Annotated in this window: 23 protein-coding genes; 8 read left to right on the top strand and 15 right to left on the bottom strand. The window is 74.2% G+C overall.

All coding sequences use genetic code 11. The features are described from left to right. Positions 1–283: 283 nt before the first annotated feature. Together AB0C73_RS12330 and AB0C73_RS12335 are read left to right on the top strand one after the other, a co-directional pair. Positions 284–1,573 carry a serine hydrolase domain-containing protein gene (locus AB0C73_RS12330; protein ID WP_362527953.1) on the top strand — a complete coding sequence of 430 codons (1,290 nt, stop codon included), beginning with the start codon at positions 284–286 and terminating at the stop codon, positions 1,571–1,573. A gap of 136 nt (positions 1,574–1,709) precedes the next feature. After that, the gene (locus AB0C73_RS12335) at positions 1,710–3,077 is read left to right on the top strand and encodes an esterase-like activity of phytase family protein (protein ID WP_362527956.1); all 1,368 of its coding nucleotides are present in this window, start codon (positions 1,710–1,712) and stop codon (positions 3,075–3,077) included. Between the two features lie 169 nt (positions 3,078–3,246). Here the strand turns inward: AB0C73_RS12335 and AB0C73_RS12340 are convergent, their stop codons facing one another. The 3 genes from AB0C73_RS12340 to AB0C73_RS12350 all read right to left on the bottom strand — a co-directional run bounded on the left by AB0C73_RS12340 (position 3,247) and on the right by AB0C73_RS12350 (position 5,873). After that, a complete protein-coding gene (locus AB0C73_RS12340) occupies positions 3,247–3,954 on the bottom strand; it encodes an alpha/beta hydrolase (protein WP_362527957.1) in 708 nt (235 codons plus the stop codon). Positions 3,955–4,063: 109 nt separating this feature from the next. Next, a complete protein-coding gene (locus tag AB0C73_RS12345; RefSeq protein ID WP_362527960.1) occupies positions 4,064–4,687 on the bottom strand; it encodes a phosphoribosylanthranilate isomerase in 624 nt (207 codons plus the stop codon). A 94-nt stretch (positions 4,688–4,781) separates the two neighbouring features. Next, positions 4,782–5,873: a hypothetical protein gene (locus AB0C73_RS12350; protein ID WP_362527963.1), complete on the bottom strand. Its 1,092-nt coding sequence runs from the start codon at positions 5,871–5,873 to the stop codon at positions 4,782–4,784. A 350-nt stretch (positions 5,874–6,223) separates the two neighbouring features. Here AB0C73_RS12350 and AB0C73_RS12355 point away from each other — a divergent pair, with 350 nt between their 5' ends. Together AB0C73_RS12355 and AB0C73_RS12360 are read left to right on the top strand one after the other, a co-directional pair. Next, positions 6,224–7,678, top strand: coding sequence for a glyceraldehyde-3-phosphate dehydrogenase (locus tag AB0C73_RS12355; RefSeq protein WP_362528062.1), 1,455 nt, complete (start codon positions 6,224–6,226; stop codon positions 7,676–7,678). A 99-nt stretch (positions 7,679–7,777) separates the two neighbouring features. Further along, a complete protein-coding gene (locus AB0C73_RS12360) occupies positions 7,778–8,182 on the top strand; it encodes a TerB family tellurite resistance protein (RefSeq protein WP_362528064.1) in 405 nt (134 codons plus the stop codon). 31 nt (positions 8,183–8,213) lie between these two features. Here AB0C73_RS12360 and AB0C73_RS12365 read toward each other — a convergent pair whose 3' ends face one another. After that, complete coding sequence (locus tag AB0C73_RS12365; protein WP_362527964.1) at positions 8,214–9,161, bottom strand: M56 family metallopeptidase; 948 nt, start codon at positions 9,159–9,161, stop codon at positions 8,214–8,216. A gap of 5 nt (positions 9,162–9,166) precedes the next feature. After that, positions 9,167–9,610 carry a BlaI/MecI/CopY family transcriptional regulator gene (locus tag AB0C73_RS12370; RefSeq protein WP_362527967.1) on the bottom strand — a complete coding sequence of 148 codons (444 nt, stop codon included), beginning with the start codon at positions 9,608–9,610 and terminating at the stop codon, positions 9,167–9,169. A 148-nt stretch (positions 9,611–9,758) separates the two neighbouring features. On the opposite strand from AB0C73_RS12370, the gene AB0C73_RS12375 reads away from it, so the two are divergent. After that, complete coding sequence (locus tag AB0C73_RS12375; protein ID WP_362527970.1) at positions 9,759–10,163, top strand: hypothetical protein; 405 nt, start codon at positions 9,759–9,761, stop codon at positions 10,161–10,163. Positions 10,164–10,336: 173 nt separating this feature from the next. Here the strand turns inward: AB0C73_RS12375 and AB0C73_RS12380 are convergent, their stop codons facing one another. After that, a complete protein-coding gene (locus AB0C73_RS12380) occupies positions 10,337–11,614 on the bottom strand; it encodes a LysR family transcriptional regulator (protein WP_362527972.1) in 1,278 nt (425 codons plus the stop codon). After that, entirely contained in the window at positions 11,523–12,071 is a 549-nt protein-coding gene (locus AB0C73_RS12385; protein WP_362527975.1) for a carboxymuconolactone decarboxylase family protein, read from the bottom strand. Before AB0C73_RS12385 ends, AB0C73_RS12380 begins: the two co-directional genes overlap by 92 nt. Before the next feature lie 155 nt (positions 12,072–12,226). On the opposite strand from AB0C73_RS12385, the gene AB0C73_RS12390 reads away from it, so the two are divergent. Continuing rightward, entirely contained in the window at positions 12,227–12,814 is a 588-nt protein-coding gene (locus tag AB0C73_RS12390; protein WP_362527976.1) for a TetR/AcrR family transcriptional regulator, read from the top strand. Positions 12,815–12,920: 106 nt separating this feature from the next. Here the strand turns inward: AB0C73_RS12390 and AB0C73_RS12395 are convergent, their stop codons facing one another. The 7 genes from AB0C73_RS12395 to AB0C73_RS12425 all read right to left on the bottom strand — a co-directional run bounded on the left by AB0C73_RS12395 (position 12,921) and on the right by AB0C73_RS12425 (position 22,891). Next, entirely contained in the window at positions 12,921–14,651 is a 1,731-nt protein-coding gene (locus tag AB0C73_RS12395; protein WP_362527978.1) for an AMP-binding protein, read from the bottom strand. Then, the gene (locus tag AB0C73_RS12400; RefSeq protein WP_362527980.1) at positions 14,648–17,983 is read right to left on the bottom strand and encodes an FAD/NAD(P)-binding protein; all 3,336 of its coding nucleotides are present in this window, start codon (positions 17,981–17,983) and stop codon (positions 14,648–14,650) included. The genes AB0C73_RS12395 and AB0C73_RS12400 overlap by 4 nt, the downstream gene beginning before the upstream one ends. Further along, positions 17,980–18,471 (bottom strand): cobalamin-dependent protein, encoded by a 492-nt coding sequence (locus AB0C73_RS12405; RefSeq protein ID WP_362527982.1) that lies wholly within the window; start codon positions 18,469–18,471, stop codon positions 17,980–17,982. The genes AB0C73_RS12400 and AB0C73_RS12405 overlap by 4 nt, the downstream gene beginning before the upstream one ends. Before the next feature lie 908 nt (positions 18,472–19,379). Next, positions 19,380–19,802, bottom strand: coding sequence for a cupin domain-containing protein (locus AB0C73_RS12410; RefSeq protein ID WP_362527985.1), 423 nt, complete (start codon positions 19,800–19,802; stop codon positions 19,380–19,382). Beyond that, positions 19,795–20,727, bottom strand: coding sequence for a sulfurtransferase (locus AB0C73_RS12415; protein WP_362527988.1), 933 nt, complete (start codon positions 20,725–20,727; stop codon positions 19,795–19,797). Before AB0C73_RS12415 ends, AB0C73_RS12410 begins: the two co-directional genes overlap by 8 nt. Before the next feature lie 5 nt (positions 20,728–20,732). After that, positions 20,733–21,320: an HPP family protein gene (locus tag AB0C73_RS12420; RefSeq protein WP_362527990.1), complete on the bottom strand. Its 588-nt coding sequence runs from the start codon at positions 21,318–21,320 to the stop codon at positions 20,733–20,735. Positions 21,321–21,331: 11 nt separating this feature from the next. After that, a complete protein-coding gene (locus AB0C73_RS12425; RefSeq protein WP_362527993.1) occupies positions 21,332–22,891 on the bottom strand; it encodes a vanadium-dependent haloperoxidase in 1,560 nt (519 codons plus the stop codon). Positions 22,892–23,589: 698 nt separating this feature from the next. Between AB0C73_RS12425 and AB0C73_RS12430 the strand changes: the two genes are divergently transcribed. Further along, the gene (locus tag AB0C73_RS12430; RefSeq protein WP_362527996.1) at positions 23,590–24,081 is read left to right on the top strand and encodes a DUF417 family protein; all 492 of its coding nucleotides are present in this window, start codon (positions 23,590–23,592) and stop codon (positions 24,079–24,081) included. Between the two features lie 177 nt (positions 24,082–24,258). Here AB0C73_RS12430 and AB0C73_RS12435 read toward each other — a convergent pair whose 3' ends face one another. Further along, entirely contained in the window at positions 24,259–25,032 is a 774-nt protein-coding gene (locus AB0C73_RS12435) for a hypothetical protein (RefSeq protein ID WP_362527998.1), read from the bottom strand. A 99-nt stretch (positions 25,033–25,131) separates the two neighbouring features. Between AB0C73_RS12435 and AB0C73_RS12440 the strand changes: the two genes are divergently transcribed. Further along, on the top strand, positions 25,132–25,271 hold a 140-nt coding region (locus tag AB0C73_RS12440), incomplete at its 3' end, for an acyl-CoA dehydrogenase family protein (RefSeq protein WP_362528066.1).

Below are 25,271 nucleotides of genomic sequence, written 5' to 3' on the forward strand. Positions count from 1 at the left end.
ACACCGCGTCCACGCCCCGCAGGGCCTCCGCGACGGCCATGCCGTCCCGCACGTCCGCGCCGGTCCGGCACCCGCCCGCCCTGCACCCACTCCGTCGCCTCGGCGCCGCGCCGCGCCGCGCCAGTCCGGCCGCGGCCACCACAAACCGGCCTCCCGCCCCCGAGATGGCCGGAACACGCCCTGACCGGCGGGAACCCTTCCGCTTCCTCGCCACTCATGATCGGTGAGCGAGTCGTCCGGAACGTCCGGGTCGACCGCATCGAGCAAGAAGCCGAGGGATTCCGTGCTCCTTTCGCCGCACCGTCGTCTGGCCGCGGGCGCCGCGCTGATCGCCGCGCTCGCCGGGACGCTCGTCCCGGCCACGCAGGCGTCCGCCGCGCAGGCGCCCGCCGCACCGAACCGGGCCCAGGCTCACGCCACCGCCCCCGACATGGACGGGGTCGTCGCCGCCCTGAACGCCGCCATGGCCAATGGCGCGCCGGGCGCGATGGCACGGTACAGCGGTCCGGAAGGGGTACGGAGCCGGACCGTCGGTGTGCAGGACCGTACGACGGGCGCGCCCATGGACATCCGCTCCCGGTTCCGGATCGGCAGCGTCAGCAAGACCTTCTCCGCCGTGGTGCTGCTCCAGCTGGTCGAGGAGGGCCGGCTCGAACTGGACGCGCCGGTCAACCGCTACCTGCCGGGCCTGCTGCCCGACGACCGCATCACCGTCCGGCATCTGCTCACCCACCGCAGCGGTCTCGCGGACTACACGGACCCGATGTTCAACCAGACCGTGCCGGGCTTCGAGGCCGTACGGAACCGGGTGTTCACCTACCAGGAGCTGGTGGACCTGTCCCTGGCCCTGCCCCGTACCACCGAGCCGGGCGTCTCGTACAAGTACTCCAACGCCAACTTCGTGGTCGTCGGCATGCTGATCGAGAAGCTGACCGGCCGCCCGGTGGCCGACGCGTACGAACGGCGCATCTTCAAGCCGCTGAAGCTGCGCGGGACTTCGTACGTGCACCCGGACACCCGGATCGCCGGCCGCTCCGTCCGCGGCTATCTGCACCCGGACGAGGCGGGCGCGCCGCTGGTCGACTCCACGGAGCAGACGGTGTCGTGGGCGCAGTCCGCGGGCGCGGTCATCTCCACGACGGCCGACCTCGACACGTTCATGAGCGCGCTGCTGCGCGGCCGGCTGCTCTCCCCCGCCATGCTCGGCGCGATGACCACGGTGACGCCGACGGACACCGCCAACACCCGTTTCTACGGGCTGGGGTTGCGCCGTTACGACCTGTCCTGCGGCACGCGCGTGTACGGCCACACGGGCACGGTGCAGGGCTTCTACACGTACGCCTTCACCACCGAGGACGGGCGGCGCAGCGTCTCGGCGCTCGCGAACACGTCCAACCACGGGGCCGCGAACACGGCACTCGGCGGGACGCTGGAGGCGGCCTTCTGCGGGTCCGTCAAGAAGCCCTCAGCGCCCGGCGCTTCGAGTGCTTCGCCCTCGGCCCGTTCGCTGACGCGCGAGACGCCGAGCGCGACGGACCGCCCGGCGGAGCGCGACCTGCCCGAGCGGAACTGAGCCACGGCCGTCACGTGTTCCCGTACATCCTCTCGGATGTACGGGAACACGTGAACACCCGTTCAGTCACCGCCGGTTCATCGGCCCATCCCCCGCCCGCCACCCCGGGCTCACCGGCGCCGATGACGATCCGGCCATGACCAACGCCTCCCGCACGCTCCGCGCCGCGTCCGTCGCCGTCGCGCTGCCGCTGTCCGCCGCGCTCGCCCTGACCGCCGTCGCCTGGCCGGCCTCGGGGGCGCCGGCCCCGCACGGGCCCGCGCACGACACGGCCCCGGCCGCCCGCGTGGTGGCGAGCGCGACGCTGCCCGACATCCCGCTGGCCGCGTTCAGCAACCGGCTGCTGCCCGGCACCGTCGCCGACGACCGCGGGGTGGACCTCGGCGGCATCGGCAGCGACCTCTACCCGGGCGAGCGGCCCGGCGAGTACTGGACCGTCACCGACCGCGGCCCCAACGGCCAGATCTCCGTGGGCAAGGACAAGCGCCGCACGTTTCCGGTGCCCGGCTTCGACCCGGCCATCGTGAAGATCCGCGTCGTCGGCGACCGTATCGACGTCCTCGGGTCGATCCCGCTCACCACCGCTTCCGGCAAGCCGGTGACCGGCCTGCCGAACCAGGCCGGCCGCGACGAGGCGCCGTACACCTACGACGCCCTGACGCCGCTGGAGCACGACCCGAACGGTCTGGACACCGAGGGCCTGGTGCGCGACCGCGACGGCGGCTTCTGGCTGGTGGACGAGTACGGCCCGTCGCTCGTGCACGTCTCGCCGAAGGGGCGGGTGCTCGCCCGCCATGTGCCCCGGGGCCTGAACCTGACCGGTGCCGACTACCCGGTGATCGAGTCGCTGCCATCGGTCTTCCTCGGCAGGAAGACCAACCGCGGCTTCGAGGGCCTCACCCTGCTGCCCGACGGCGACCTGGTGATGGCGCTGCAGAGCCCGCTGCTCAACCCCGACAAGAAGAGCGGCGAGGAGTCCCGCACCACGCGTCTGCTGCGCTTCTCGCCTCGCCAGGGCAAGGTCACCGGCGAGTACGCGTACCGCTTCGACCCGGTCGGCGAGATCGAGCCCGGCCAGACCAAGACCTCCGAGCTGAAGATCTCCGCGCTCGTCGCGCTCGGCGGCGACCGCCTGCTCGTGGAGGAGCGCACCGACAAGGCCGCGCGCCTGTACGAGATCCGGCTGCGCCGGGGCTCGGACATCCTGGGATCGGCCTGGGACTCCACCGCCACCAGCCCGTCCCTGGAGCAGCTGGCCGACCCGGCCGCCGCGGGCGTCCCGGTGCCGGCCAAGCACCTGGTCGTCGACCTCGGCAAGGTCGCGGGCGTGCCCGGCAAGATCGAGGGCGTGACGGTCGAGGGCTCGCGCACGCTCGTCCTGCTCAACGACAACGACTTCGGCATGACCGACGGCTCCGGCGCCTTCGACGCGAACGGCCGGCTGGTCGACAGCGGCGTGGAGACGACGCTGGTGAAGGTGCGCCTGGACCGCCCGATCCACTGAGCCGCCAACCCCGAAGCCCCGCACGGGCATTGACCTGCATCCTCACGCTGTGGTTCGGGGCGCGCCCCGGCGTGCACGCCCCGGTGCAGATCACCGAGCACTCCGGGGCCCTGGACGAGTCAACGCGAGGCCCTGGAGTTCGGCATCCGCTACGAGCGGATGAGCGGCGTCAGCACGCGGCCCGGTCCTCCTCCGCCGCCCCCGCCGCCTCCGCCAGGATCCGGGCGAGTTCGCGGGGCCGGGTGGTCATCGGCCAGTGGCCCGAGTCGAGGTCGACGTACGAGAGACGCCTGGCCGCGGTGAGCTCCGGGCTCTCGCCCGCGGCGAGCCACTCGCGCGCCTGCGCGGGGGTGAACTCGGGGCAGACCAGCGTGACCGGCACCTCGTGGCGGCGCTCGTCGGTGAGCCGTACGACGCCCTGGGCGACCGCTCCGGGTACGGGCAGGGCGGCGGAGGCGAGGCGCTCACGGGTCGGTCCGTCCAGGTCGGCGGCGTCGGGGCCCTCGAAGGGCGCCCAGCCGGGGAACGGCATGACGCCGTCGACGACCGGGAAGAAGGGCGCGTACGCACGCCCGTCGGGGGCGGGGAAGCCGCCGATCAGGGCGACGCCCGCGATCCGCTCCGGCCGCCGGTCGGCGGCCAGCCAGGCCAGGCTCGTGGCGGCCGAGTGCCCCACCACGTACGGCTTCCCGGGCGCCGCGTCCACCGCGGCGACCACGGCCGCGACCTGGTCGTCGAGCGTGGCGGAGGCGGCCCCGTCGCCCTGGCCGGGCAGGGTGAGCGGCACGGGGCTGTGCCCGAGCGCGGTGAGTTCGGGCACGACGTCGTCCCAGGCCGATCCGTCGAGCCACAGACCGGCGATGAGCAGGATGTCCACGAGCGGTTCTCCCGGTGAGAGTGCGGAGGCGAACACGGAGGCGAGTGCGGTACTGGCCGTGCCTCGCACGCTAGCGAGAGGGTCTGACAGTGCGGCGCCTCCCGGTGCGTCAGGCGCCCGCGGCCTTGGCGGCCGCGACGAACTCCCGGATCAGGCCGTGGTCCTTCACACCGGGCGCGGACTCGACGCCGCTGGACACGTCCACACCCCAGGGGCGGGCTTGTTCGACGGCCTCGGCGACGTTGTGGGGGCCGAGGCCGCCCGCGAGCAGCCAGGGGCCCTCGGGGCGGGCGGCGTCCAGGAGCGACAGGTCCCAGCGGGAGCCGGAGCCGGCGCGCGGCGAGTCGAGCAGCAGGACCTCCTCGCCGTAGGCGCCGACACGGGTGTCGGGCCGCTCCTTCAGCGAGGTGGCGCGCCACAGGCGCGGGAAGACGGCGGCCGCCTCCGCGAACTCCTTCTCTCCGTACGCCGGACCGTGCAGCTGGAGCGCGTCGACATCGATCTCACGGGCGAGCGCGGCCGCCTCGGCGGCGGGCGTGTCGTTGACGACGAGGACGGAGAGCACCTGGGCGGGCGTGTGGGCGCGGGCATGCGCGGCGAGCGCCGCGGCGCGGTCCCGGGTGAGCCCGCGGACGCTGGTCCCGCTGACGACCAGGCCGATCGCGTCGGCCCCGGCGTCGGCGGCCACGTCGATGTCGGCCGTCGTGGCGAGTCCGCACACCTTCACGAACACGGTGTCTCCTTACTCTCTGTCTTTCTCTCCCGGGCCTTCCCTCGCGCGGCCGAGCCTAGCGCCGCGCCCGGTCGCGCCCGGCATTCCCGCCGCTCTAGCCGCCCTCGCTCCGCTCGGCCGGCTCCTCCTCGCCGAAGGTGTCCGCGGCGTAGGGGTGGACGTAGCGGTCCTCGCCGAAGGGGGTGAACCAGGTGCCGAAGCCGAGCAGTGGGGGGTCCGCCTCCGCGTCCTCGTGGAGGTGGGCGCGGAAGCGCTCCAGGGCGGCGGCCACGTCGTCGTCCAGGAGGCCGTACAGCTCCAGGGCGGCCCGGGTCTGTTCGAGGAGGAAGCCGAGGACGAGTTCCTCGGCGAGGCAGCCGAGCCGGCGGAAGCCGCCGTCGGTGAAACGGGTGGTGAGGGCGATGGCGGTGACGAGGAAGCGGCGCGCGAAGGGTTCGTCGTAGCGGGCCGCGTGGTGGGCCGGGAGCCGGTCGAGGTGCCAGAGGTGGCCCTGGCAGCCGGCGACGTCGGTGTCCTCGTCGGCGAGCGCCTGCACGTCGTCGTACAGCTCGTCGATGAAGACCTCGGCGGCGTGCACCAGGGCGCCGGCGGCGAGTTCGGCGGTGTCGGGGCTCGTGCCGAAGACGGCCGGTTCGAAGGAGCGCAGTCGGACGGCCATGGCCCGTATCTCGGTCTCGGGGTCGGGGGCGTCCTCGACGACGTCGGACCAGACGCCGTCCTCGTCGTCGCCGTCCCCGACCCCGGCCCCGCCCTCGCCGGACCGGCCGCGCCCCGGCGCCGTGTGCCGGGCCCGGCGGGCGGCCGGGTCGGCGGGCGGGACGTCCGGCCCGTCGGCGGCGGCGAGGCTCTCCCGGGCGCGGTCGGTGTGCAGCCGGACCTCGCTGCTGACGACGAGCCAGCCGGCGAGCGGTTCGGCGCGGTCGAGGACCTCCTGGGTCACGGCTCCCACGGCGTCCTCGGCGGTCTCCAGGGAGGGGGCGAGGGTGGCCACGGTCAGTTCGGCGCCCCTCGTGTGGGAGGTCACGGTCACGTCGAGGACGTCGACCTCCACGCCGTCCGGCCCCTCGGCACCGGCCACGGAGCCGAAGCCGCGCTCCAGCAGGACGGCGGCCCCGAACCTGCCCAGGGCGTCGAGGTCGGCGGCGTCGTCCGGTATGCAGATTTCCACGCTCACGACGTACGTCACGACGCAAGCCTGCCAGGCCGGGCGGGGCGGTTTCGAAGGGATTGCGGAATCCGGACACGGCGGGGCCGGCATCGAGCCTGACGACCCTGGCCGGCGGGCATGTCATCGCGGGCTTCCGCGACCTGCTCGAACTGGTCACGACGGTGGTCGCGATCGCCGCGGGTCTGCTGCTCGGCGCGACCCTGGCGACCGGCCGCGTGGGTCCCGCGATGCGCGCGTCGAAGGCGTTACCGGTGGAAACAGCCCACGCCCCGCCCCGTGTCCGGCACCACACCCGACCCCCCTGCCGCACACCTGAAGGGGCGGGTTAGCATATGAGCACCGCCCAGCTCGATCGAGAGATGCTTTCTGTGACTGTCAACGAGGACTCGTTCACAAACTGGAAGAACCGCGAGGAGATCGCGGAGTCCATGATTCCGATCATCGGGAAGCTGCACCGGGAGCAGGACGTCACCGTCCTCGTTCACAGCCGCTCCCTGGTGAACAAGTCGGTGGTGAGCATTCTCAAGACCCACCGGTTCGCCCGCCAGATCGACGGCGAGGAGCTGTCGGTCACCGAGACCCTGCCGTTCCTTCAGGCGCTCACCACGCTCGACCTGGGTCCGTCCCAGATCGACATCGGCATGCTGGCCGCGACGTACAAGGCCGACGACCGGGGTCTGTCGGTCGCCGACTTCACCGCCGAGTCCGTCGCCGGTGCCATCGGCGCCGAGAAGATCGAGGGCGGCGCCGGCCGCGACGTCGTCCTGTACGGCTTCGGCCGCATCGGCCGCCTCGTCGCCCGCCTGCTCATCGAGAAGGCCGGCTCCGGCAACGGTCTGCGGCTGCGCGCCATCGTCGTGCGCGGCGGCGGCGACCGGGCCGCCGAGGACATCGTCAAGCGCGCCTCGCTGCTGCGCCGTGACTCCATCCACGGGCAGTTCCAGGGCACCATCACGGTCGACGAGGCCAACGGCACGATCGTCGCCAACGGCAACACGATCAAGGTGATCTACGCCAACGACCCCTCCGAGGTCGACTACACGGCGTACGGCATCGACAACGCCATCCTGATCGACAACACCGGCAAGTGGCGCGACCGCGAGGGCCTGTCGAAGCACCTGCGTCCGGGCATCGACAAGGTCGTCCTGACCGCCCCCGGCAAGGGCGACGTCCCGAACATCGTGCACGGCGTCAACCACGACACGATCAAGCCGGACGAGCAGATCCTGTCCTGCGCCTCCTGCACCACCAACGCCATCGTCCCGCCGCTCAAGGCGATGGACGACGAGTACGGGGTGCTGCGCGGTCACGTGGAGACCGTCCACTCGTTCACGAACGACCAGAACCTGCTGGACAACTACCACAAGGCCGACCGCCGCGGCCGCTCCGCGCCGCTCAACATGGTGATCACCGAGACCGGTGCCGCCTCGGCCGTCGCGAAGGCGCTGCCGGACCTCAAGGCCCCGATCACCGGCAGCTCGATCCGCGTCCCCGTCCCGGACGTCTCGATCGCGATCCTGAGCCTGCGGCTCGGCCGCGAGACCACGCGCGAGGAGGTCCTCGACTACCTGCGCGACGTCTCGCTGCACTCGCCGCTGAAGCGCCAGATCGACTTCACCACGGCTCCCGACGCGGTCTCCATGGACTTCGTCGGCTCGCGCCACTCCTCGATCGTCGACGCCGGCGCGACCAAGGTCGACGGCGACAACGCGATCCTGTACCTGTGGTACGACAACGAGTTCGGCTACTCCTGCCAGGTCATCCGGGTCGTCCAGCACGTCTCGGGCGTCGAGTACCCGACCTACCCGGCCCCGGCGGCCTGATCCGCCGAGGTTCCGGACACCAGCAGCACACGCACGACGCCGAACGGCGGTGGGGCAGTCGCCCCACCGCCGTTCGGCGTTTCGTGTCTTCCCGCCCAGCTGCTCGCCAAGAAGAACGACCTGAAGAGCGGCGCCTTCCGCGACGCGAGCATGGCGATGTGCGCGCTCGTCGCCGCCGCCGACGGCACCGTCGACCCGGCCGAGCGCCGCCGGGTGGCCCAGCTCATCGCCACCAACGAGGTGCTGCGGAACTTCGACGCGACGGATCTGCAGCGCCGCTTCGACGCCAGCCTCGAACGCCTCACCGCCGACTTCGACTTCGGCAAGGTGAGCGTGCTCCAGGAGGTCGCCAAGGCGAGGAAGAAGCCCGCCGAGGCCCGCGCGGTGATCCAGATCGGCATCGTCATCGGCGGCGCCGACGGCGACTTCGACAAGACCGAGCAGGCCGTGGTGCGCGAGGCGTGCTACGCGCTCGACCTGCCGCCGCACGAGTTCGACCTGTAGCGGGACGTCGGGCCGTCACACCGGACAGGCCCTAGACGGGGGTCGCCGCCCGCAGCACCAGGAACAGTGTGACCGCCGAGTTGGCCGAGGAGAGCGCCGACAGGGTCGCGCCGACCGCGGCGGACCACACGGCCATCCCGACCGCCGTGCACAGCGGCGGCCAGGCCGGTCTGGCGGGCGCGGGGCCGAGCAGGGCGGCGACCCGGCGCGGCACCGGGCCCGCTCCCCCGCCCGAGACCTGCGCGAGCGCTCCGGTGGTACGGGGCGCGGGCACGGCGATGAGGGCCGCGCGGGCGACCGCCCGGGCGACCGTGCGGCGGCTGCCGACCGCGGCCGCCGCCTCCTCGTCGGCCCACCGCTCGGCGGTGTACGTGACGGCGGTACGCAGCGGGCGCAGGAACGGATTGGCCCGCGCGGCGAGCTGCACCGCGAGCAGATGGCGGTGGTGACCTGCCGCCAGATGGGCGCGCTCATGGGCGAAGAGAGCCCGCCGCTCGGCCGGACCGAGCGACGCCAGCATGCCGGAACTGACCACGACCCGGTCGCGCCTCCGGCCGGGCAGCGCGTAGGCGTACGGGACGGGGTCCGGCAGCACCGCGACGGGCCGCCCGCCCGGCAGCGCGGCGAGGGCCCGCTCGGCCCGCCGGCGCACCCGCAGCTGCCGGACCGGTGCGTGCAGACAGGCCACGACCACGGCGCCGAGCGCGGGGATGGCGGCGCGCCCGGCGATCTCGTCGTACGGCAGGGCCGCCCGCACCTCGGGGTCGGACCAGCCGTCCGGCAACGGGTTGCCGGGCAGCTGGGCGGTGCCGACGACCATCAGCAGGGCCAGGCAGAGGGTGCTGCACACGGCGAGGACCACGGCGAACACGGTGAGCAGCCGGGTCGCGGCGCGCGGGTGCAGGCGGTGCGCGGCGAGCCGGGCGACGGGCCAGGCGCTGAGCGGGAGCAGCAGCGGAAGGAAGACGAAGACTCCCATGTCCGCTAGTCTCCGCCCTCCGTCGCGCCGTCCGGTCTGTCTTCGCCCTCCTCGGTGAGGAGTTCACGCAGGAGTCGCTCGTCGTTCGGCGAGAGCGCGGTGACGAAGGAGGCGAGGACGGCCTTGCGGTCGGCCTCGGCGTCGAGGACCTTGCGCATCCGCAGCGCGGCGAGCCCAGCCTCGTCCGCGACGGCGGTCCAGAGGAAGGAGCGGCCGCCGCGTTCGCGGGCGACGGCGCCCTTGGCGTACAGGCGCGTGAGGATGGTGATGACGGTGGTGTAGGCGAGGCCGCCGCCGAGCCGCTGCTGCACCCAGGCCACGGGTACGGGGGCGGGGGCGTCCCGGAGCACGGTGAGCACCTGGGCCTCCAGCTCGCCCTGGCCGCGCCTGCGCGGGGCGGACCGTTCCGCCCCGGCCGCCGCGCCGCTGCCGCCGCCGCTGTCCGTCACACCCGCACCCTTCCGTGCCCGCGCCTCTACCCGTACGCGCATCCGCGTCCGTGTCTGTGTCCGTGTCCGTGTCCGTGTCCCCGCCATCGTACTGACGGGGGCTGGCAGACTGGCGATCTTGTGCCCGAGGCCCACCTGGAGGAGCAGAGTGTCAGAGAACCGTGCGCTGGATCCGAAGCCGGATCTGAAGGTGGGGCAGGTGCTGCGGGCGGAGCGCGTCGTCACCGACGCCGCGATCGCGGCCTTCGCCGAGCTGGCCGGGGACCGCGGCCGGCACCATCTGCCGGAGGAGGGGCGCCAGGCGATGGCACACGGGCTCTTCACCGCCTCGCTCGCGACCGAGGTCGGCGGGCGGATCGACTACATCGCGCGGCGGATGAGCTGGGAGTTCCTGCGCCCGGTGTGGTCCGGGGACACGATCAGCGCCGAGGTGACCGTACGGGCGCTGAGCGAGGTCCGGGCCGGTACCGGGGTGGAGCTGACGGTGGAGATCACCAACCAGCACGGGGAGGCGGTGCTGCGCGGCGAGAGCACGGGCGTGGTGCGCCACTGACGCCGAGACACCCCCTGGGGCCCGCGTACCTGGTGGTGCCACGGCCCACCCGCGTCCTCTGGAGCCCGGTCGGGGGTGTGGGTCCGGGGAGGGACGGGTGTGCCGTGGCACCGGTTCTGGGGGGCGCGGCCCGTCGCGGGGACCGGTCCGCGCCATGGGGAGCGAGCCGAACGTCAGTTGGCCAGGCCCGGGTTGGGGCCGAGCACGGGCACAGGACCGGGCACAGGACCGGGTACGGGGCCGGCGCCCTCGGGGTCGCTGACCGGGACCGCGCAGGCGAGCGCGGTGGCCTGGCGGAGGGTCTCGGCGAGGTTCTCCCAGTCGAGCGCGGGGCGGTCGTCACCGCGCGCGGAGACCAGGGAGGCGTTCCAGCGCATCCGGGGCACGCCCGGGAGCGGGCGCAGTCCGCCGGCCTCCTGCGGGGAGGCGGCCAGGGCCATCGGGAGCATGGCGCAGCCGAGCCCGGACTGGGCGGCGGCGCGGACCCCGGCCATGGAGCCGAGTTCATGGATCTCGGGCGGTCCGTCGGAGCGGAGCCGGAGGAATTCGGGCAGCCAGCGCTGCGAGGGGCAGTCGGGGTCGGCGATGACGACCTGGCGGCCGGCGGCGGCCGCGCCGCGCATCCGGACGGCTCCGGTGACGGGCACGAACTCGACTTCCTGAAGCCGCACTTCTGTCAGGTCGTCGGGCCGGTCGGCGGTGCGCAGCGGGTCGGCGAGCGCGCCGGGCAGGGCGGCGGGGTCGTCGGCGTCGACGACGGTGAGGACGAGGGCGCCGTCGATGGTGCCGGCCCGGAAGGCGTCGTGGATCTCACCGGTGCCCATGACCCGCAGGGCGAGCTGGACCCCGGAGAGGAGGCGGCGGCCGATGTGGGTGAGGCGGGCGAGCTGCTGTCCGTAGGCGAGCGTGGGCACCACGCCGACGGTCATCCGCGGCGGGTTGACGGCGGGACGGCGCAGGGCGGCCTCCATCTCGCCGACGAGCGTGAGGATCTGGCGGGCGTAGTCGCAGAGCACCGTCCCGGTGCGGGTGAGCCGTACGCCACTGGGCAGCCGCTCGAAGACGGGCTCGCCCACCTGCCGTTCCAGGGCGCGCATCTGCGCGGTGACGCTGGACTGCGAGTACCCGAGGCGGCGGGCCGCCTGGGTGAAGGACCCGGTCAGGGTCACCTCACGGAAGGTTCTCAGGGTTCTTGCGTCGATGTCCACGTGTTCAACCCCCTTGCCGCCCCCCGGCGGCGTCTGGCACTGGGGGCGGCTGGTCGCGCCGCCCGAACGATCGCCCCAGAACTGTCTGTTCACACCACAGGGGTGCCGGACGCTCCTTCGCACCCGGCACCCCTGTCGGCCGCGGAGGACTCTACTCGGCGAGCTGCGCCGGAACCAACGGAAAGTCCAGTTCCGGCTGCGCAACGTGATTGAAGAAGTTGGACAGCACGTTGAGCGCGACATGGCCGACGATCTCGGCCAGTTCGGCGTCGGTGACGCCGGCGGCACGGGCGTCGGCGAGGGCGGCGTCGGAGACACGGCCGCCGCTCTCCATGATGGCGCCGGTGATCCGGAGGACCTGGTCCATGTGCGGGTCGCCGGCGTCCTGGCCGTGGCGGGTGGCGAGCAGCTCCTGCTCGCTCATGCCGACCTTGCCGCCGCGCAGGGTGTGCGCGGAGACGCAGTAGGTGCAGTCGTTGCGCTGGGCGATGTAGAGCGCGAGCTGCTCGCGCTGCCTGGCGCCGAAGCTGCCGCCGACCAGGGCGTCACGCATGGCGAGGTAACCGCGCAGCGCGGCCGGGCCGTTGGCGAGGGCGGCGTAGAGGTTGGGCAGCTTGCCGAGCTGCTTGAGGGTGCTCTCGAGCAGCTCGCGCTGCTCCTCGTTCGCGGACTCGACGGTCAGCTGGGGCAGGCGGGACATGGAACTCTCCTTGAGCCGAACCAAACACGGAACTGAACACGGAACTCAACACGGAACCGATCGGTACCATCATGACGGTACCGATCGGTTCCGTCTGGCGCAACGGGAGGCAGGCACTCCGTTCCCGGCTTCGGAACCGAGTGGTACCGTTTGGTATGGCCACGAACGCGAAAGAACGACTCCTCAGTGCCGCGGAGCGTCTTTTCTACGAAGAGGGCATCCGGGCCGTCGGCATCGAGCGGATCCTGTCCGAGTCCGGTGTGGGCCGCGCCTCCTTCTACCGGCACTTCCCCAGCAAGGACGACGTGGTCGTCGAGGTGCTGCGGCGCCGCGACGGCATGTGGCGGGCCTGGCTGGAGGGCCGGATCGAGGCGAGCGACCGCGACCCGGAGGAACTGCCGCTCGCCCTCTTCGACGGACTGGCGGAACGCTTCGCCGCGGCCGACTTCCGCGGCTGCGCCTTCATCAACACGATGGTCGAGGCCGCCGACCCCGAGAGCCCGGCCCACCATGTGGCCGCCGAGCACAAGGAGAAGGTCATCGCCCGCCTCGACGCCCTCCTCACGGACGGCGGCTACCACGACCACGAGACCCTCGCCCGCCAGCTCGCCCTCCTCGGCGACGGCGCCATCGTCACGGCCCTCCGCGAGGGCACGACCGAGGCGGCGCTCCGCGCCCGCGCGGTGGCGACGGTGCTGCTGCGGACGGCGGACCGGGAGCCGGTGGCGTCCGAGGTCGGCTGAGTTCCCCACTGCACCACGGCCCCTCGCAGGAACGCCCGGGGCGCCCCCCCTCACGAGGGCGCCCCGGGCGTCGCCGTACCTCGGACCGATCCCTCGGACCGGACCCTCAGTCCAGTCCCTCCGGGCGCAGTGCCGTACGGCGGAGCTTGCCCGAGCGGGTACGGGGCAGGGCGCCGATCAGGGTGACGGACCTCGGGACGAAGACCGGGGCGAGCCGGCGGCGGGCCAGCGACAGCAACTCGCTGCGCAGGACGTCGGGTTCGACGACGCCCCGGGGTTCCACCACGGCGTACGGAGCGAGGCCGCCGAGGGCGTCGGGGCCCGGGATCACGGCCGCGTCGGCGACCGAGGGGTGGGTGCGCAGGACCGCCTCGATCTCCATCGGGGAGACCCGGTGGCCGTGCGACTTGAAGACCTCGTCGCTCCGGCCGAGCAGCCGGATCGAGCCGTCGGCGAGCCGCTCGCCCCGGTCCCCCGTCCGGTAGAGACCGTCCGCGAACGCCTCCGCCGTGCGCTCCGGCCGGGCGGGCAGGTCGACGTATCCGCGCATCAGACCCGGCGGACGCTCCGTCAGATCCACGCACACCTCCCCGGATTCGCCGAGCAGCCCGGTCTCCGGGTCGCGCAGCACGATCCGGTACCCGGGCAGCGGGTGGCCGAGCGGGGCCAGCGGCGCCGGACCGTCGGGGGCGCGGCCGATCAGGGCCGTCGCCTCCGTCTGGCCGTAACCGTCGCGGACCCGGACGCCCCACGCCGCCTCGATGCGGTCGGTGACCTCGGCGGTCAGCGGCTCGCCCGCCGCCGTCGCCTCCCGCAGCCGGGGCGCGCCCCGGCCCCCGGTCACGTACGGCAGCATCGCCCGCCACGCGCTCGGCGGTGCGCACAGGCTGCTGATCCGCTGGGCGGCGAGCACCCCGGGAAGGAGCTCGGCCGGCAGCCCGCCGTCGGGCGGGGCCACCACCGTGGCGCCCGCCGTCCACGGCACGAAGAAGCTGGACCAGGAGTGCTTGGCCCAGCCCGGCGCCGACAGGTTGAGGTGCCGGTCGCCGGGCCGCAGGCCGCTCCAGTACAGGCTGGACAGGTGCCCGACCGCGTACCCCGCGTGGGAGTGCTCGACGAGCTTCGGCAGCGAGGTGGTGCCCGAGGTGAAGTAGCAGAAGGACGGGTCGCCGGCCGCCGTCGGTCCCGTCGGCACGAAGGCCCGGCGCCGGCCGGTGTCCCGCGTGTCGGGGTACGGGATCCAGCCCGGCACTCCCCCGGCTCCGGGCGCCATCCGCACCCCCGGCACGGCCGGCACCTCCGACTCGCCCAGCATATGGACGAGTTCGGGCGCGCACACGAGGTGCCGGATGCCGCCGCGGCCGATCCGGTCGGCGGCCTCGTCGCGGGTGAGGTCCTGGTAGCCGGGCACGACGACCGCGCCCAGCTTGATGCAGCCGAGCAGGGTCTCCCACAGCTCCGCCCGGGTGCCGAGCAGGACGAGCACCCGGTCGCCGCGGGCCACCCCCGCCTCCGCGAGCGCCACCGCCAACTCGTCGGAGCGCGCGGACAGTTCGGCGAAGGTGACCCGGTCGACGACCGGCACCGTGCCGTCCGGGCCCGGCGTGCCCAGGATCTCCAGGGCGGTGCGCCGGTTGCCCTCGGCGACCACGTCGAACCACTCCAGGGCCCAGTTGAAGTGCCGGGCCCGCGGCCACCGGAACGCGGCCGAGGCCGCCTCCCGGTCGCCGCGCAGCCGCAGCAGCAGGTCCCGGGCCGCCCGGTACTCCTCGTGCGCGGCGGTCCTGCGGAACTCCGCGCGGGCGGGCGGCTGCCGCCGGGCGTCGGGCGCGGTCATCCGGCCGCCCCCACCAGCGCTCCCGCGATGTCGTCCGCGTCGCGCGTGAAGGAGCCCCAGCGGCCCGGCCGGCCGCTGCCGACCTGGGTGAACCAGCGGGTGTGCTCGCTGGGGATGCCGAGGACGTGGATCGCCGGGTCCGTGGCACCGTCCGCGCCGACCGGGTGGAACGGCGTGGCGGTGCAGTCCACCCCACCGGTCCTGAACTCCCCGGTGCCGTCGCCGGTTTCGGCGGCGTTCACGAAGGGCCGCACCAGGCCGTCCGCGAGCAGCCCGCGGATCAGCGGATCGCTGTCGGTGGTGATGTCGGTGGTGGGAAGGCGCGCGTCGACGAGGACGTCCAGCGCCGACCAGGAGTTCTCGACCTGCGTCGACTCCACCGTGAACCGGCCGCTCACCGGATCCGTGCCGAACCGCACGCCCGGGCCCACCGGTTCGAGCACCCCGGCGGCGAGCAGCGCGAGGAACTGCTCGGAGCGCAGCGGCGGCGGCCCGGTCGACACCATGGACGCCACGGGGCCGAACTCGGCGAGGAACCAGGCGTGCGAGGCCGGGGTCAGGCCGCCGAAGTCGACCAGGTCCCGGATGGTCTGCCGGACGTCGCGGAGCACGTCCGCCGCCGCCTTCATCGGCCCGTCCGCGTTGCCGAGCCGGGCGTCGCCCAGGTCGGCGCGCAGCCACTCGGTGAGCACCTTGTGGAACTCCGCGGGCGAGCCGAACCGGCGGCCGTGGAACGGCCGGGCCAGCGCGCCGAGTCCGGTCAGCGGCCGCGGGTCGATCCGGTAGCCGGCGGCGAGCCCCTGGAGCACGTCCTGGTCCGGGACCATGGCCAGGGCGTCTTCAGCTCGCTCGGTGAACTCCCTTGCCGCGTCGGGCCCGTGGACCTGCCGGATGCGGGTGGCGAGCAGCACCAGGTTGACCTCGGCGAGCAGCCAGGGCTGCACGAGCCGCTCGAAGTCCAGCGGTGCGTGCTCGGCACGGAGGCGCGCCATCCGCGCGGGCGTGAACAGCAGCGGCCGGTAACGGTGTTCCGGCGCCTTCTGGTTGACGCCCCGGGTGAGCAGCGGCACTCCGGCGCGCGACCCGGGGAGGATCCGCGGCTCCTTGCCGCTGGGCAGATAGAGCAGCCCGTCGCCGCCGTCGGTGAACGCGCCGCCGCGCCCGAGGGTCAGCTCGGCCAGGACGTCGTAGAAGGTGAGCCCCATGCCGATGACGCCGACGCTCGCGCCCGCCGGGATGTCGGCCAGCGGCATCTCGGTGGCCGAGCCGCCCGCCACGTACCGCAGCGGACGGGCCGGGGTTCCGTTGTCGCGGGCGAACCGGCGCCACTCGCGCTGCTGCCGGTCGGGCTCGTTGACCGGGTGTCCGGTGGCGAGCAGCAGCCGGTCGACGGTGAGCACGTCGCCGCGGTCGAGCCGCAGCCGGTACGGCCCGCCCGGCTGTCCCGGCTGTCCCGGCTGCCCCGGCTGCCCCGTCTGCCCCGTCTGCCCCGTCTGCCCGGGATCCGCCGGCCGGCCCCGGTCCGCGCAGATCACCCGCGCCGGCACCTGGTGCACGGTGAGACAGGGCGGCAGGGTCTCCTCGATCCGCCGCATCACATAGCGCAGATAGCGCCCGTAGACCGCGCGCGGCGCGTAGCCCTGCGGCTCCGCGCGCGCCGGGTCGTGCTCCGCCCACCACTCGCCGAGCGAGGGACCGGCGCCCGCCCGGTGCGGGCCCTCGTCCGCCGGGCCGGAGAACATGGTGATCTCCTGCGCCGGGGTGTTCATCAGGAACCACGGCGACTGGTCCGTACGCCAGATCCGCCCGGCCCCCGCCTCGTACGGATCGATCGCGAACACCTCGATACGGCGCGCGGGCGGCCGCTCCGCGCAGCGGGCCGCGAGCCGCTCCAGGACGGAGAGCCCGCGCGGGCCCATGCCGACGAAGGCGATCCGCAGCGGGTCCGCGGCCGGATCGGCGAGGCAGCGCGGGGTGTCGAGCGGGGCGGGCTCCGGCGGCGGCGTGGTCTCCGCGGTCAGGTCGTGCTCCCGGGCGACCCGGCCGAGCATGCCGGCGAGCTGACGCGAGGTCATCGGGGTGGTCCTCCGGCTGGTGGTGAGCAGCGGCAGCGCCCCCAGATCGGTCCACTGGAGCCGCCCGTCCGGGGCGACGGCCGAACGGGCCTCGCCGCGGTTGTCCGGGTGCAGGCAGAACGGCACGTCGAGCAGCCCCCGGTCGAAGGCCTTGAGCAGGGCGACGCCCAGGTCGTCGGAGAGCGCGAGGACCGCGCCGACCAGGGCGCGCGCCTCGGCCAGGATCTCCTCGGCGTCGCCCCCGACGGCCTGCCCCGCTCCGCGAGCGGCCCGCCGCCGGGCCGTGCGGGCCGCGTCGGCGGCCACGGACAGGGCCGTCAGGTTCTCCGCGACCGTCGGGATGCGGTGCGCCTCCGTCTCGGTCTTCACGATGAGCCGCTGCGCCCCGCCGAGCACGGCGAGTTCGGCGCTGCGGCGCAGCAGCAGCCTCGCGCCGGGCACGGTGCGCGGATAGACGCCCATGTACGTGTAGAGGACGATGTGCCGGTCCACGGCGGCCGGGAGCAGCTCGTCGGCGAGCTGCCGCAGCGCGGCGAGCGCCCCGGCGTCCTGCACGGGGTGGGTCTGCTGCGCGTACGACAGGGACACGCTGGTGGCGCCGTTCTGCGCGAAGAACAGACACTCCAGGACGGACACGGCGACCAGCATCGACGGCGGGCACAGCTGGCCGAGCAGACAGCCGCCGAAGGACTCCAGGTGCGCACGCCGGCCGTGGGCGCGGCTCTCCTCGGCGAGGAACTGCACGGAGTCGCGCCAGGCGGCGACGGACCGGGCGAGCGGGGTGCGGCCGTAGGGCAGGCAGTACGAGACGGGGCCGCCCTCGCTGGCGGAGAGCCCGGCGGAGGCCATGGTGCGGAAGATGGCCATCGGGTCGGCGGAGCCGTGCCGGACCTGCACCGGGGTGCGGCGGCCGGCGGCCGCGGCGGTCCTGGCGGCGGTCCTGGGGCCGTGGCTGACGATCGGGAAGCCGTTCAGGGGCCGCCCGGTGCGCAGGGCGGCGGTGGCGGCGGCGTGGTCGCCGACCCGGGTGTAGCTGTCGATGGTGAGGGTGGCGACGGTCCGCTCGGGGAGCGCGGCGACGGCGGCGACGCCGGCGGCCATCTCCTCCGGGGAGACCATGCCCATACGGGGCTGGACGACGAGCTCGCCGGCCGCGGCGGCCTCCTGGACGAAGGCGCCCAGGTCACCGGCGGACAGGGTGTGCTGCGGGTGTGAGGGCGGATGCGGGTGCTGCGGGGACCGGTCGGGAGTCGTCACGCCGCGGCCCGCCCGGTACACGCGCCTCTCGGCTCACCGCGCCCGCCGCGCTCGCCGCGCTCGCCGAGCCGGCCGAGCCTGGCGAGCAGCGCGGTGGGCGCCGTGCCGTCCGGGTACACCGCGTCGTAACCCGCCGCGAGCAGCTCGGCGGTGCGCTCCTCGGCGCCCTGCGGCGAGATCCCGAGGAGACCGCCGATCACCATCGGGATCCCCCGGGTGTCCTCGTCGTCCCGCAGCGCCCGGGCGGCGCGCAGGCCGTCCTGGTGCCCGTGTCCGTTCACCGAGGAGACGACGACGAGATCGGGGCTGGTCATCCGTGCGGTGTCGACGAGCAGCCGCTCGGGCACGCACGGTCCGAGGTTGAGCACCGAGTGCCCGTGCTCCTCCAGGAACAGCTGCAGGTGCACCAGATTCCAGGTGTGCGCGTCCGAGGACCCGGTGGTGAGGAGCACCCGGCGGGACGGCTCGGGGCTGTGCGGACTTTGCATGGCGTCTCTCCAGTGACAGTGCGGATGCGGAAGGAGGCGTGCGGGCGTGCCCGGACGCGGCCGTACGGCGGCGGGGGCGTCGCGGGCCCCGCCAGGGCCTGTCCGGCAGATCAGGCCGGCCCGACAAGGCCACGGCGTCCGGCGCACGGGTTCTCCCCCGGCCCGCCAGGGCCGAGGGGGAGCGGTACGGAGGTACGCCCCCTGGCATCGCCGGTGGCCCCACCCGGGCCCGCGGGGCCCAGGGGGAGTGCCGTGCCGGGCTTCGCGGACCCGGCCGTGATCCGCCGGGCAGGCTCCGGGTGCCGTGGTCACCGGCAGGCGGGGCCGGTGGCGGGTGCCGGCGGCCGCTACGGGGGTGCGGCGCGCCGGTGTGTGCGGGTGCTGCGTTACGGGTTACGGGTGCTGCGTTCGGGCCACGGGGAGGCCCGTACGGCGACGTGCGGACAGGCGGACGGGCGGACGTGCCGGGAGGGGCCGCCGCCCTCACGGGCGGTGGGGGCGTAGGGCCTGTCCGGCGGATCAGGGTCGGGCAGGCCGCGGCTCCCCCGGAGCTTCGCCTGGGTGGGGGTACCACCGGCGACGCCAGGGGGCGTACCCCTCGACAGCGGAGCCGTTGGGGCTTTCGGCAACGTGGCCTGGGGGTACCTCCCGGGCGAAGCTCCGGGGGAGTCGCGGGCCCCGGCCATGATCCGGCGGACAGGCCCTGCCCGCCGAGGGACCGGACGCGGACCGGACGGGGACCGGTCCGCGCCGCCGGAGGGTCGGGCCGTGACGTCCGGGGCTTGCCGGGGTCACGACGCCCAGCACGCACGTCTGCCGCGTTGTCGTCGGTCGCCGACCGCCCCCTCCGCCCTGCGGCCGGGGTGGGGGAGCCGTTCCCCGGCCCGGCCTGACCCGGACGTCACGGCCTAGGCGCCGGCGCCGGCGCCGACGCCGGTGGTGATCTCGCCCGCGCGGGGCGTGCGCGGGGATGCCGGGCGGGCGCGGACCGCGAGGACCGTGCAGCCGGTGGCGCTGGACATCTGGTGGCGGGTGCCCGGCTCCTCGATGACGAGGTCGCCGCGGTGGAAGCGGCGCCCGTCGCTGTGGTCGAGCGTGCCGTCGAGCACCAGCATCAGCTCGTGCCCCAGGTGCTCGTGGAAGTCGCCGTGCGCGCCGGGCGGGAAGCGGAGCAGCAGCGAGGCGGAGTCCTCCTCGCCGGCGTCGCCGGGGCCCCACAGGACCACGAACTCCACGCCCTCGCGGCCGGGTTCGGTCCACGGCACCCAGGGCAGTCCGGTCTGCTCGAAGCCGTTGCGCAGCACATCGTGGTAGATCGTGACGTCAGGCACGGGTGGTGACCTCCGTATCGGCGGCGACTCGCTGGGGGACGACGGACGGGATCGGGTCGGGGCCCCACTGCTGCGGGCCCTTGACGATCGGCGCGCCGATGAGGGAGCCGAACTCCCGCCACGCGCCGTCGTAGTTGCGTACGTCGGTCATGCCGAGCAGCTCGTGCAGCACGAACCAGCTGTGCGCGGAGCGCCAGCCGACCCGGCAGTAGAGGACGGTCGGGACGCCGGCGTCCAGGCCGCCGTAGGCCGCCCGCAGTTCCGCGTCGTCGCGGAAGGTGCCGTCCGCGTGGATGGCGGTCTGCCAGGGGATGTGCTCGGCGGACAGGGCGTGGCCGCAGCGCACGCCGACGTCCTCGGGCACGCCGGGCGGGGTGTTGCTGTGCCCGAGGTACTCCTCCAGGGAGCGCACGTCGAGCAGCGTCCGCCGGCCGATGTGGTCGAGCATGTCCTCGCGGCGGGCGCGGATCGTGTCGTCGGCGGCGCCCGGCACGGGGTAGTCGGTCGCGGCGCGGACCGGGGCCTCGGTGGTGAGGGCGCCGCCGGTCGCCTCCCAGCGGGCGCGCCCGCCGTCGAGGATGCGCAGTTCCCGGTGCCCGTACAGGCGGAACTGCCAATAGCCCGCGGCGGCCCACCAGTTGTTGTTGCCGCTGTAGAAGACGACGGTGTCGTCGGCGGAGATGCCGTGCCGGCCGAGGAGGGCCGCGAAGGCCTCCGGGCCGATGAGGTCGCGCCGTACCGGGTCCTGGAGGTCGCCGGTCCAGTCGAGGCGGACGGCGCCGGGGATGCGGCCGGGGCGGCCGCCGCCGTCGTTGCCGCCGTCGGTGATCTCGACCAGGACGAGGCCGGAACCGGCGGGTCCCGCGGGGTCCTTCAGGTGCTCCTGGAGGCGTTCGGTGCTGACGAGGAGGCTCTCGCGGTTCATCGGGTTCACCACCAGTAGGTCGGGTACTTGGCGATCACGCCGGCCTTGGAGGCGATCAGGCCGATGAGCACGAGCAGCACGCTGCCGATGCCGAGCAGGAGCAGGAAGCGGACCGGCTGGGGGTCCTGGAGCACGGCGAGGACGGCGGTCGCGGCGGCCGGGGCGTGCACGGCGCGCAGCAGCAGCATCAGGCCGACGCTGAGGCCGGCGGCGACGGCGGCGACCCACAGGGAGTGGCCGAGGAGCGCGACGGCCGCGAGGCCGAGGGCGCCGGAGCCGAGCTGCCCGAGGAGCACGCCGCGGGGCTGCGCGGGCGGCAGCGCGGGGGTGGAGCAGATGATCATGGCGGTGGCGGCGAGCGGGGCGATCATCAGGAGGTGGCCGGTGGCCTCGCCGAGCGCCACGAGGACGACGAGCGAGACGACGGTGGCGAGGGTGCCGAGCAGGGCCGGCTTGGCGCCGGGGAACGGCGGGGCGCCGCTGCCGCCCTTCGCCGGGGCGGCCGGGGCGGGCGCAGCAGGCGCGGCAGCCGGGGCGGCCGGGGCCGGGCTCGGCTTCTGCCCCTGGCTCTGGGTCGGGGTCTGGTTGCTCACGTGCTCGCTCCTCAGCAGCCGTTGAAGTAGTGCATGGCCTGCCGGTGCACGACCGCACCGATCCGGTGGCCCATCTCGATGCCGGGCTCGTTGTCGAAGCTCCAGTGCATGCCGCCGTACACGCGGGAGATGCCGGCCTGGCGGGCGGCCTCGCTGAAGGTGGGCCAGGTCAGGACCACGTCGGTGCGCGGGGTGAGCCCGGGCTCGACGGTGGAGGTGCCGGCCTTGAAGCGGAAGGAGTCGCCGAAGGAGTCGGTGCCGGTGAAGCGGCGCAGGAACTCGGCGGCGGCGCCGGAGAAGGTGCTGTGCCCGGAGACGGTGGCCGGGAACGGCGGCACCGCGACGTACGCCTGCCAGTCGACGCCGTCCAGGGTGACGGTGCCCTGGCCGGGGCCGCCCCAGGCCTGGATCCGCCGGCCGCGCCGGTCGTACGGGATCAGGGTGGAGGGGCGGGCGAAGTCATGGTCGAGCTTGACCGCCCAGGAGCCGATGGCGGCGTCGCACTCGGCCATGTTGAGGCCGAAGAACAGCTTGGCGTCCTGGTCGACGTCGTGGCCGTCACGGGCGGAGACGAAGCGGCCCCACATCTGCTGGGCGCCGGGCGGGGTGACGTCGTCGTTGAGCCAGAACTCGGCGATGCACTTCTGCTCGTCCGTCAGATGCGCGCTGATGTCGAGGACTTCCTCGATCGCGGCGGTCATGCGGACGGAGGGGTACGCGGGCGGCGCGGCGACCGTGAACTGGTCGGGGCTGGTGAGGGCGAACGGCTTCATCACGGCGAACTGCGGCGTGAGGTACTTCTGCAGCTTGCCGCCGACGATGAGCGGGGCCCAGTGCTCGGGCGCGACGACGATCGAGGGGTCGTAGGCGCCGGCGATCTGCGGCGGGTTCTTCGGCTGGTAGCCGGTGGTGTCCGCGTACGGCGGAGTGCCGAGCTGGTTGGCGCCGTCGCCGTGGCGGTAGTCGAGCACGGCCCGGGCGGTGCGGAGGCCTGTCCAGGCGGGGCTGTGGCGGCGCGGGGCGGTGAGCTCGGGGTCGTAGCCGAGGCTGGTCAGCATCGAGTCGATGGCGACCTTGTACTCCGGGAAGAACTCCAGGAGGGCGAGGTGGGCGGCGTAGCTGATGGCCTCGTTCTTGTTGTCGAGGGTGCGCTCGGAGCGGGGGCGGCGCAGGGCGCCGCCGAAGCGGGTGCCCGAGGCGACGGCGTCGTAGCAGGCCCAGGCGTCGTAGATGCAGTTGTGGACGATGGCGAGCGTGCGGGCGTTGACGGTCGCGGGGCCGAAGCGGTTGCCGGTGGCCTGGTAGCGGCCGAGGATCGCGTCCATGGTGGCCTGGTTCCAGCGCACCACGACGGTGGGCTCGGCGACCGCGCCGGGCGCCCGGCGGCCGGTGCGGGTCTCCGCCTCGAACCGCGTCGTCGGGGCGGCGGCCCAGGCGGTGCCGCCGGCGGAGGTGGCGAGCGCGAAGGCGCCGGCCGCGGCGGCGGAGGCGGTGAGCACCCGGCGCCGGGTGAGGGGCGCGGGGGTGGAGGGTCCGGTGGAGGTTCCGGTGGAGACGGGTCGCTGAGACATCCGTGTTTTTTCCTTCGCGTGTGGTGCGGGAGCGGAAGCGGATGGTTCCGATCGCGGATCGGTGGGACCGCAGTCGGACAGAAGCTCGAACTGCCCTCAGGCTGGCGAGAATTGATCGCGTGAGGCAACGACCTATCGGCTTCTTCCATCGGAGGCATGCAAGGAAGCGATGGGCGGGGGCGCGGGCGCCGGACAGGCCCTAGCGTGAGGTGACGACGTCGGCGCCGCCGGTCCTCCGCCGGACCGTCGGAACGGCGACCCGGGGTACGCCGTGCCGCATCATGACGGCACCCGGGTCCCGGGTCCGGTCCCCGGTTCCCGGTTCCCGGTTCCCCGGGGCGGCGGCACGTCCTCGGGGGGCCGGTCCGGTTGCCCGCCGCCCGACGCGCAGGCCGCCCGTGGCCCACCCCGTCGCCCGCTCAGCGGGCGGGGCCCCGACGACCTGGCACCGCGGGGCCCGCACCCTGCACCTCGCACCTCGCACCTCGCACGCGCACCGCCGACCCGAGGACTCGGGTCCGCCCGGTCATCCCGGCCACCCCCGGTCGCCCGTCCCTCGGGCGGACGCCGCGGGCCGCCGGCCGCCGGACCGGTGACCGCACCTCGCACCGTCCGTGCACCTCGCGTGCACCTTCGTGTGCGCCTTCCGTCCGGCAAGACCTCGCCGATCCCGACCGATCCGTTTGGAGTGGCCGCGCATGTCCGTTTCCTCGCAGCTCAGAACGCCGACGCGTACGACGTCCTCCCCCGCCGCCCCGTCCCTGCCCGGGCTCCCCGGGCTCTTCTCCCGCCTCGCCCCGCGCCTGCACGGCTACGGCTTCGTGCTGCTGCGGGTGGGTCTCGGCGTCGTCTTCGTCTGGTTCGGCGTCCTGAAGGTGGCCGGCCTCAGCCCGGCCGCCGAGCTCGTCGTCGACGTGATCCCCTTCGACACCGGCACCTGGTTCGTCCCGGCCCTCGGCTGGGCCGAGATCGCCCTGGGCCTCTGGCTCCTCACCGCCCGCGCCCCATGGGCCCTGCTCCCCCTCCTCGCCGCCCACCTCCTGGGCACCTTCTCCGTCCTCCTCCTCACCCCGCACGCGGCCTTCGAGCACGGAAACCCGCTGCTCCTGACGCTGATCGGCGAGTTCGTGGTGAAGAACGTGGTGCTCCTTGCGGGGGCGGTGGTGGTGGCGACCCGCCCGAGGCCGTAGGGGCACCGGAACCGGGGGCCGGCCCCCGCCTCGCCGTCACCCTCTCGCCCGCGCGGTCGGCAGCCGGTTCGCCCCGGCCGCCGCCCGCGCGGGCTACGCCCATTCCGTCCCGGTGCCACGCACAGGGCCGTCAAGACCGCCCTCTCGGCCACGCGCGGCGCGATGGCGCCGCGACCTTCACTCCCCCGCCGCGTTCCACTCCTCCGGCAGCCCGGCCCCACACACCGCGCACTCGTACACGCCTTCCCGTACGACATTGAGCTGCGCGCATCCCGCCTCCGGGCACCGCCGGAACACGAAGGCGAAGGTGAACCCGCCCGGGTGGGAGAGGCCCGCCGTCTCCAGGGCCGCCGCGACCGACGGCCAGGACGAGGGGTCCGGGGCGTAGCCCGTGGAGAGGTTGGTCACCTCGGTGGCGGACCAGGAGCCGTCGGGCTCGTGGGTCCAGGTGATCTCCCCGGCGGAGAGAACCGGGCCGCGGGCGGCGCAGGCGACGTGTTCGGTGGGGCGGGGGGCGAGGCGGAGAGTGGAGGTGGGGTCGATGACGTAGGTGAAGGGGGCGGCCAGGTCGGTACGGGACTGGGCGGCGGCCCAGGCGGCGAAGTCGGCCGCGGTGCGGATGGGGGTGCCGCCGGGGCTGTCCGGGGGCACCGCGCGGCGGAGTTCGGGCGGGCCGATGTAGCCGTAGCGGCGCGGGCCGGCGGTGCTGACGGTCAGCCGGGGGCGCAGGTCCGGCACTCCGGGGCCCGTGAAGCGGACCCGGACCGCGTGGGGCGGGTCGATGAAGGGCAGGGCCCTGCGGAGGGGGCGGTCCAGGCGTTCCACGGTGAGGCGGTCGCCGTCGAAGCGGTCACCGGGACGGACCACTCCCCCGACACACCGCGCGACACACTCCGCCCAGCCGAAGCCGGTCTCCTCGATCTCCTCCACCTGGAGCTCGCCGTCCGTCATGTCGGCACCTTAGCCACTAGCATCGTGGCACTGAGTGTGTTTTGCTGAGGGTACTCAGTGCCATCATTGCCACAAGCGTTGCTAGGGGAGCCCCAGACCATGGCCAAGGACTTCGATCTGTATCGTCCGTCGGAAGAGCACGACATGCTCCGGGAGACGGTGCGTGCGCTGGCGGAGGCGAAGATCGCTCCGTTCGCGGCTGCGGTGGACGAGGAGGGCCGGTTCCCGCAGGAGGCGCT

The organism is Streptomyces sp. NPDC048623, assembly GCF_040650755.1.
Classification (GTDB): domain Bacteria; phylum Actinomycetota; class Actinomycetes; order Streptomycetales; family Streptomycetaceae; genus Streptomyces.

Coding starts and splice junctions, on each gene's coding strand:
- AB0C73_RS12335 (WP_362527956.1), top strand. CDS start 1,710: ATGACCAACGCCTCCCGCACGCTCCGCGCCGCGTCCGTCGCCGTCGCG.
- AB0C73_RS12365 (WP_362527964.1), bottom strand. CDS start 9,161: ATGGGAGTCTTCGTCTTCCTTCCGCTGCTGCTCCCGCTCAGCGCCTGG.
- AB0C73_RS12380 (WP_362527972.1), bottom strand. CDS start 11,614: ATGTCGCGCTCAACGTGCTGTCCAACTTCTTCAATCACGTTGCGCAGC.
- AB0C73_RS12385 (WP_362527975.1), bottom strand. CDS start 12,071: ATGTCCCGCCTGCCCCAGCTGACCGTCGAGTCCGCGAACGAGGAGCAG.
- AB0C73_RS12390 (WP_362527976.1), top strand. CDS start 12,227: ATGGCCACGAACGCGAAAGAACGACTCCTCAGTGCCGCGGAGCGTCTT.
- AB0C73_RS12395 (WP_362527978.1), bottom strand. CDS start 14,651: ATGACCGCGCCCGACGCCCGGCGGCAGCCGCCCGCCCGCGCGGAGTTC.
- AB0C73_RS12405 (WP_362527982.1), bottom strand. CDS start 18,471: ATGCAAAGTCCGCACAGCCCCGAGCCGTCCCGCCGGGTGCTCCTCACC.
- AB0C73_RS12415 (WP_362527988.1), bottom strand. CDS start 20,727: ATGAACCGCGAGAGCCTCCTCGTCAGCACCGAACGCCTCCAGGAGCAC.
- AB0C73_RS12425 (WP_362527993.1), bottom strand. CDS start 22,891: ATGTCTCAGCGACCCGTCTCCACCGGAACCTCCACCGGACCCTCCACC.
- AB0C73_RS12430 (WP_362527996.1), top strand. CDS start 23,590: ATGTCCGTTTCCTCGCAGCTCAGAACGCCGACGCGTACGACGTCCTCC.
- AB0C73_RS12435 (WP_362527998.1), bottom strand. CDS start 25,032: ATGACGGACGGCGAGCTCCAGGTGGAGGAGATCGAGGAGACCGGCTTC.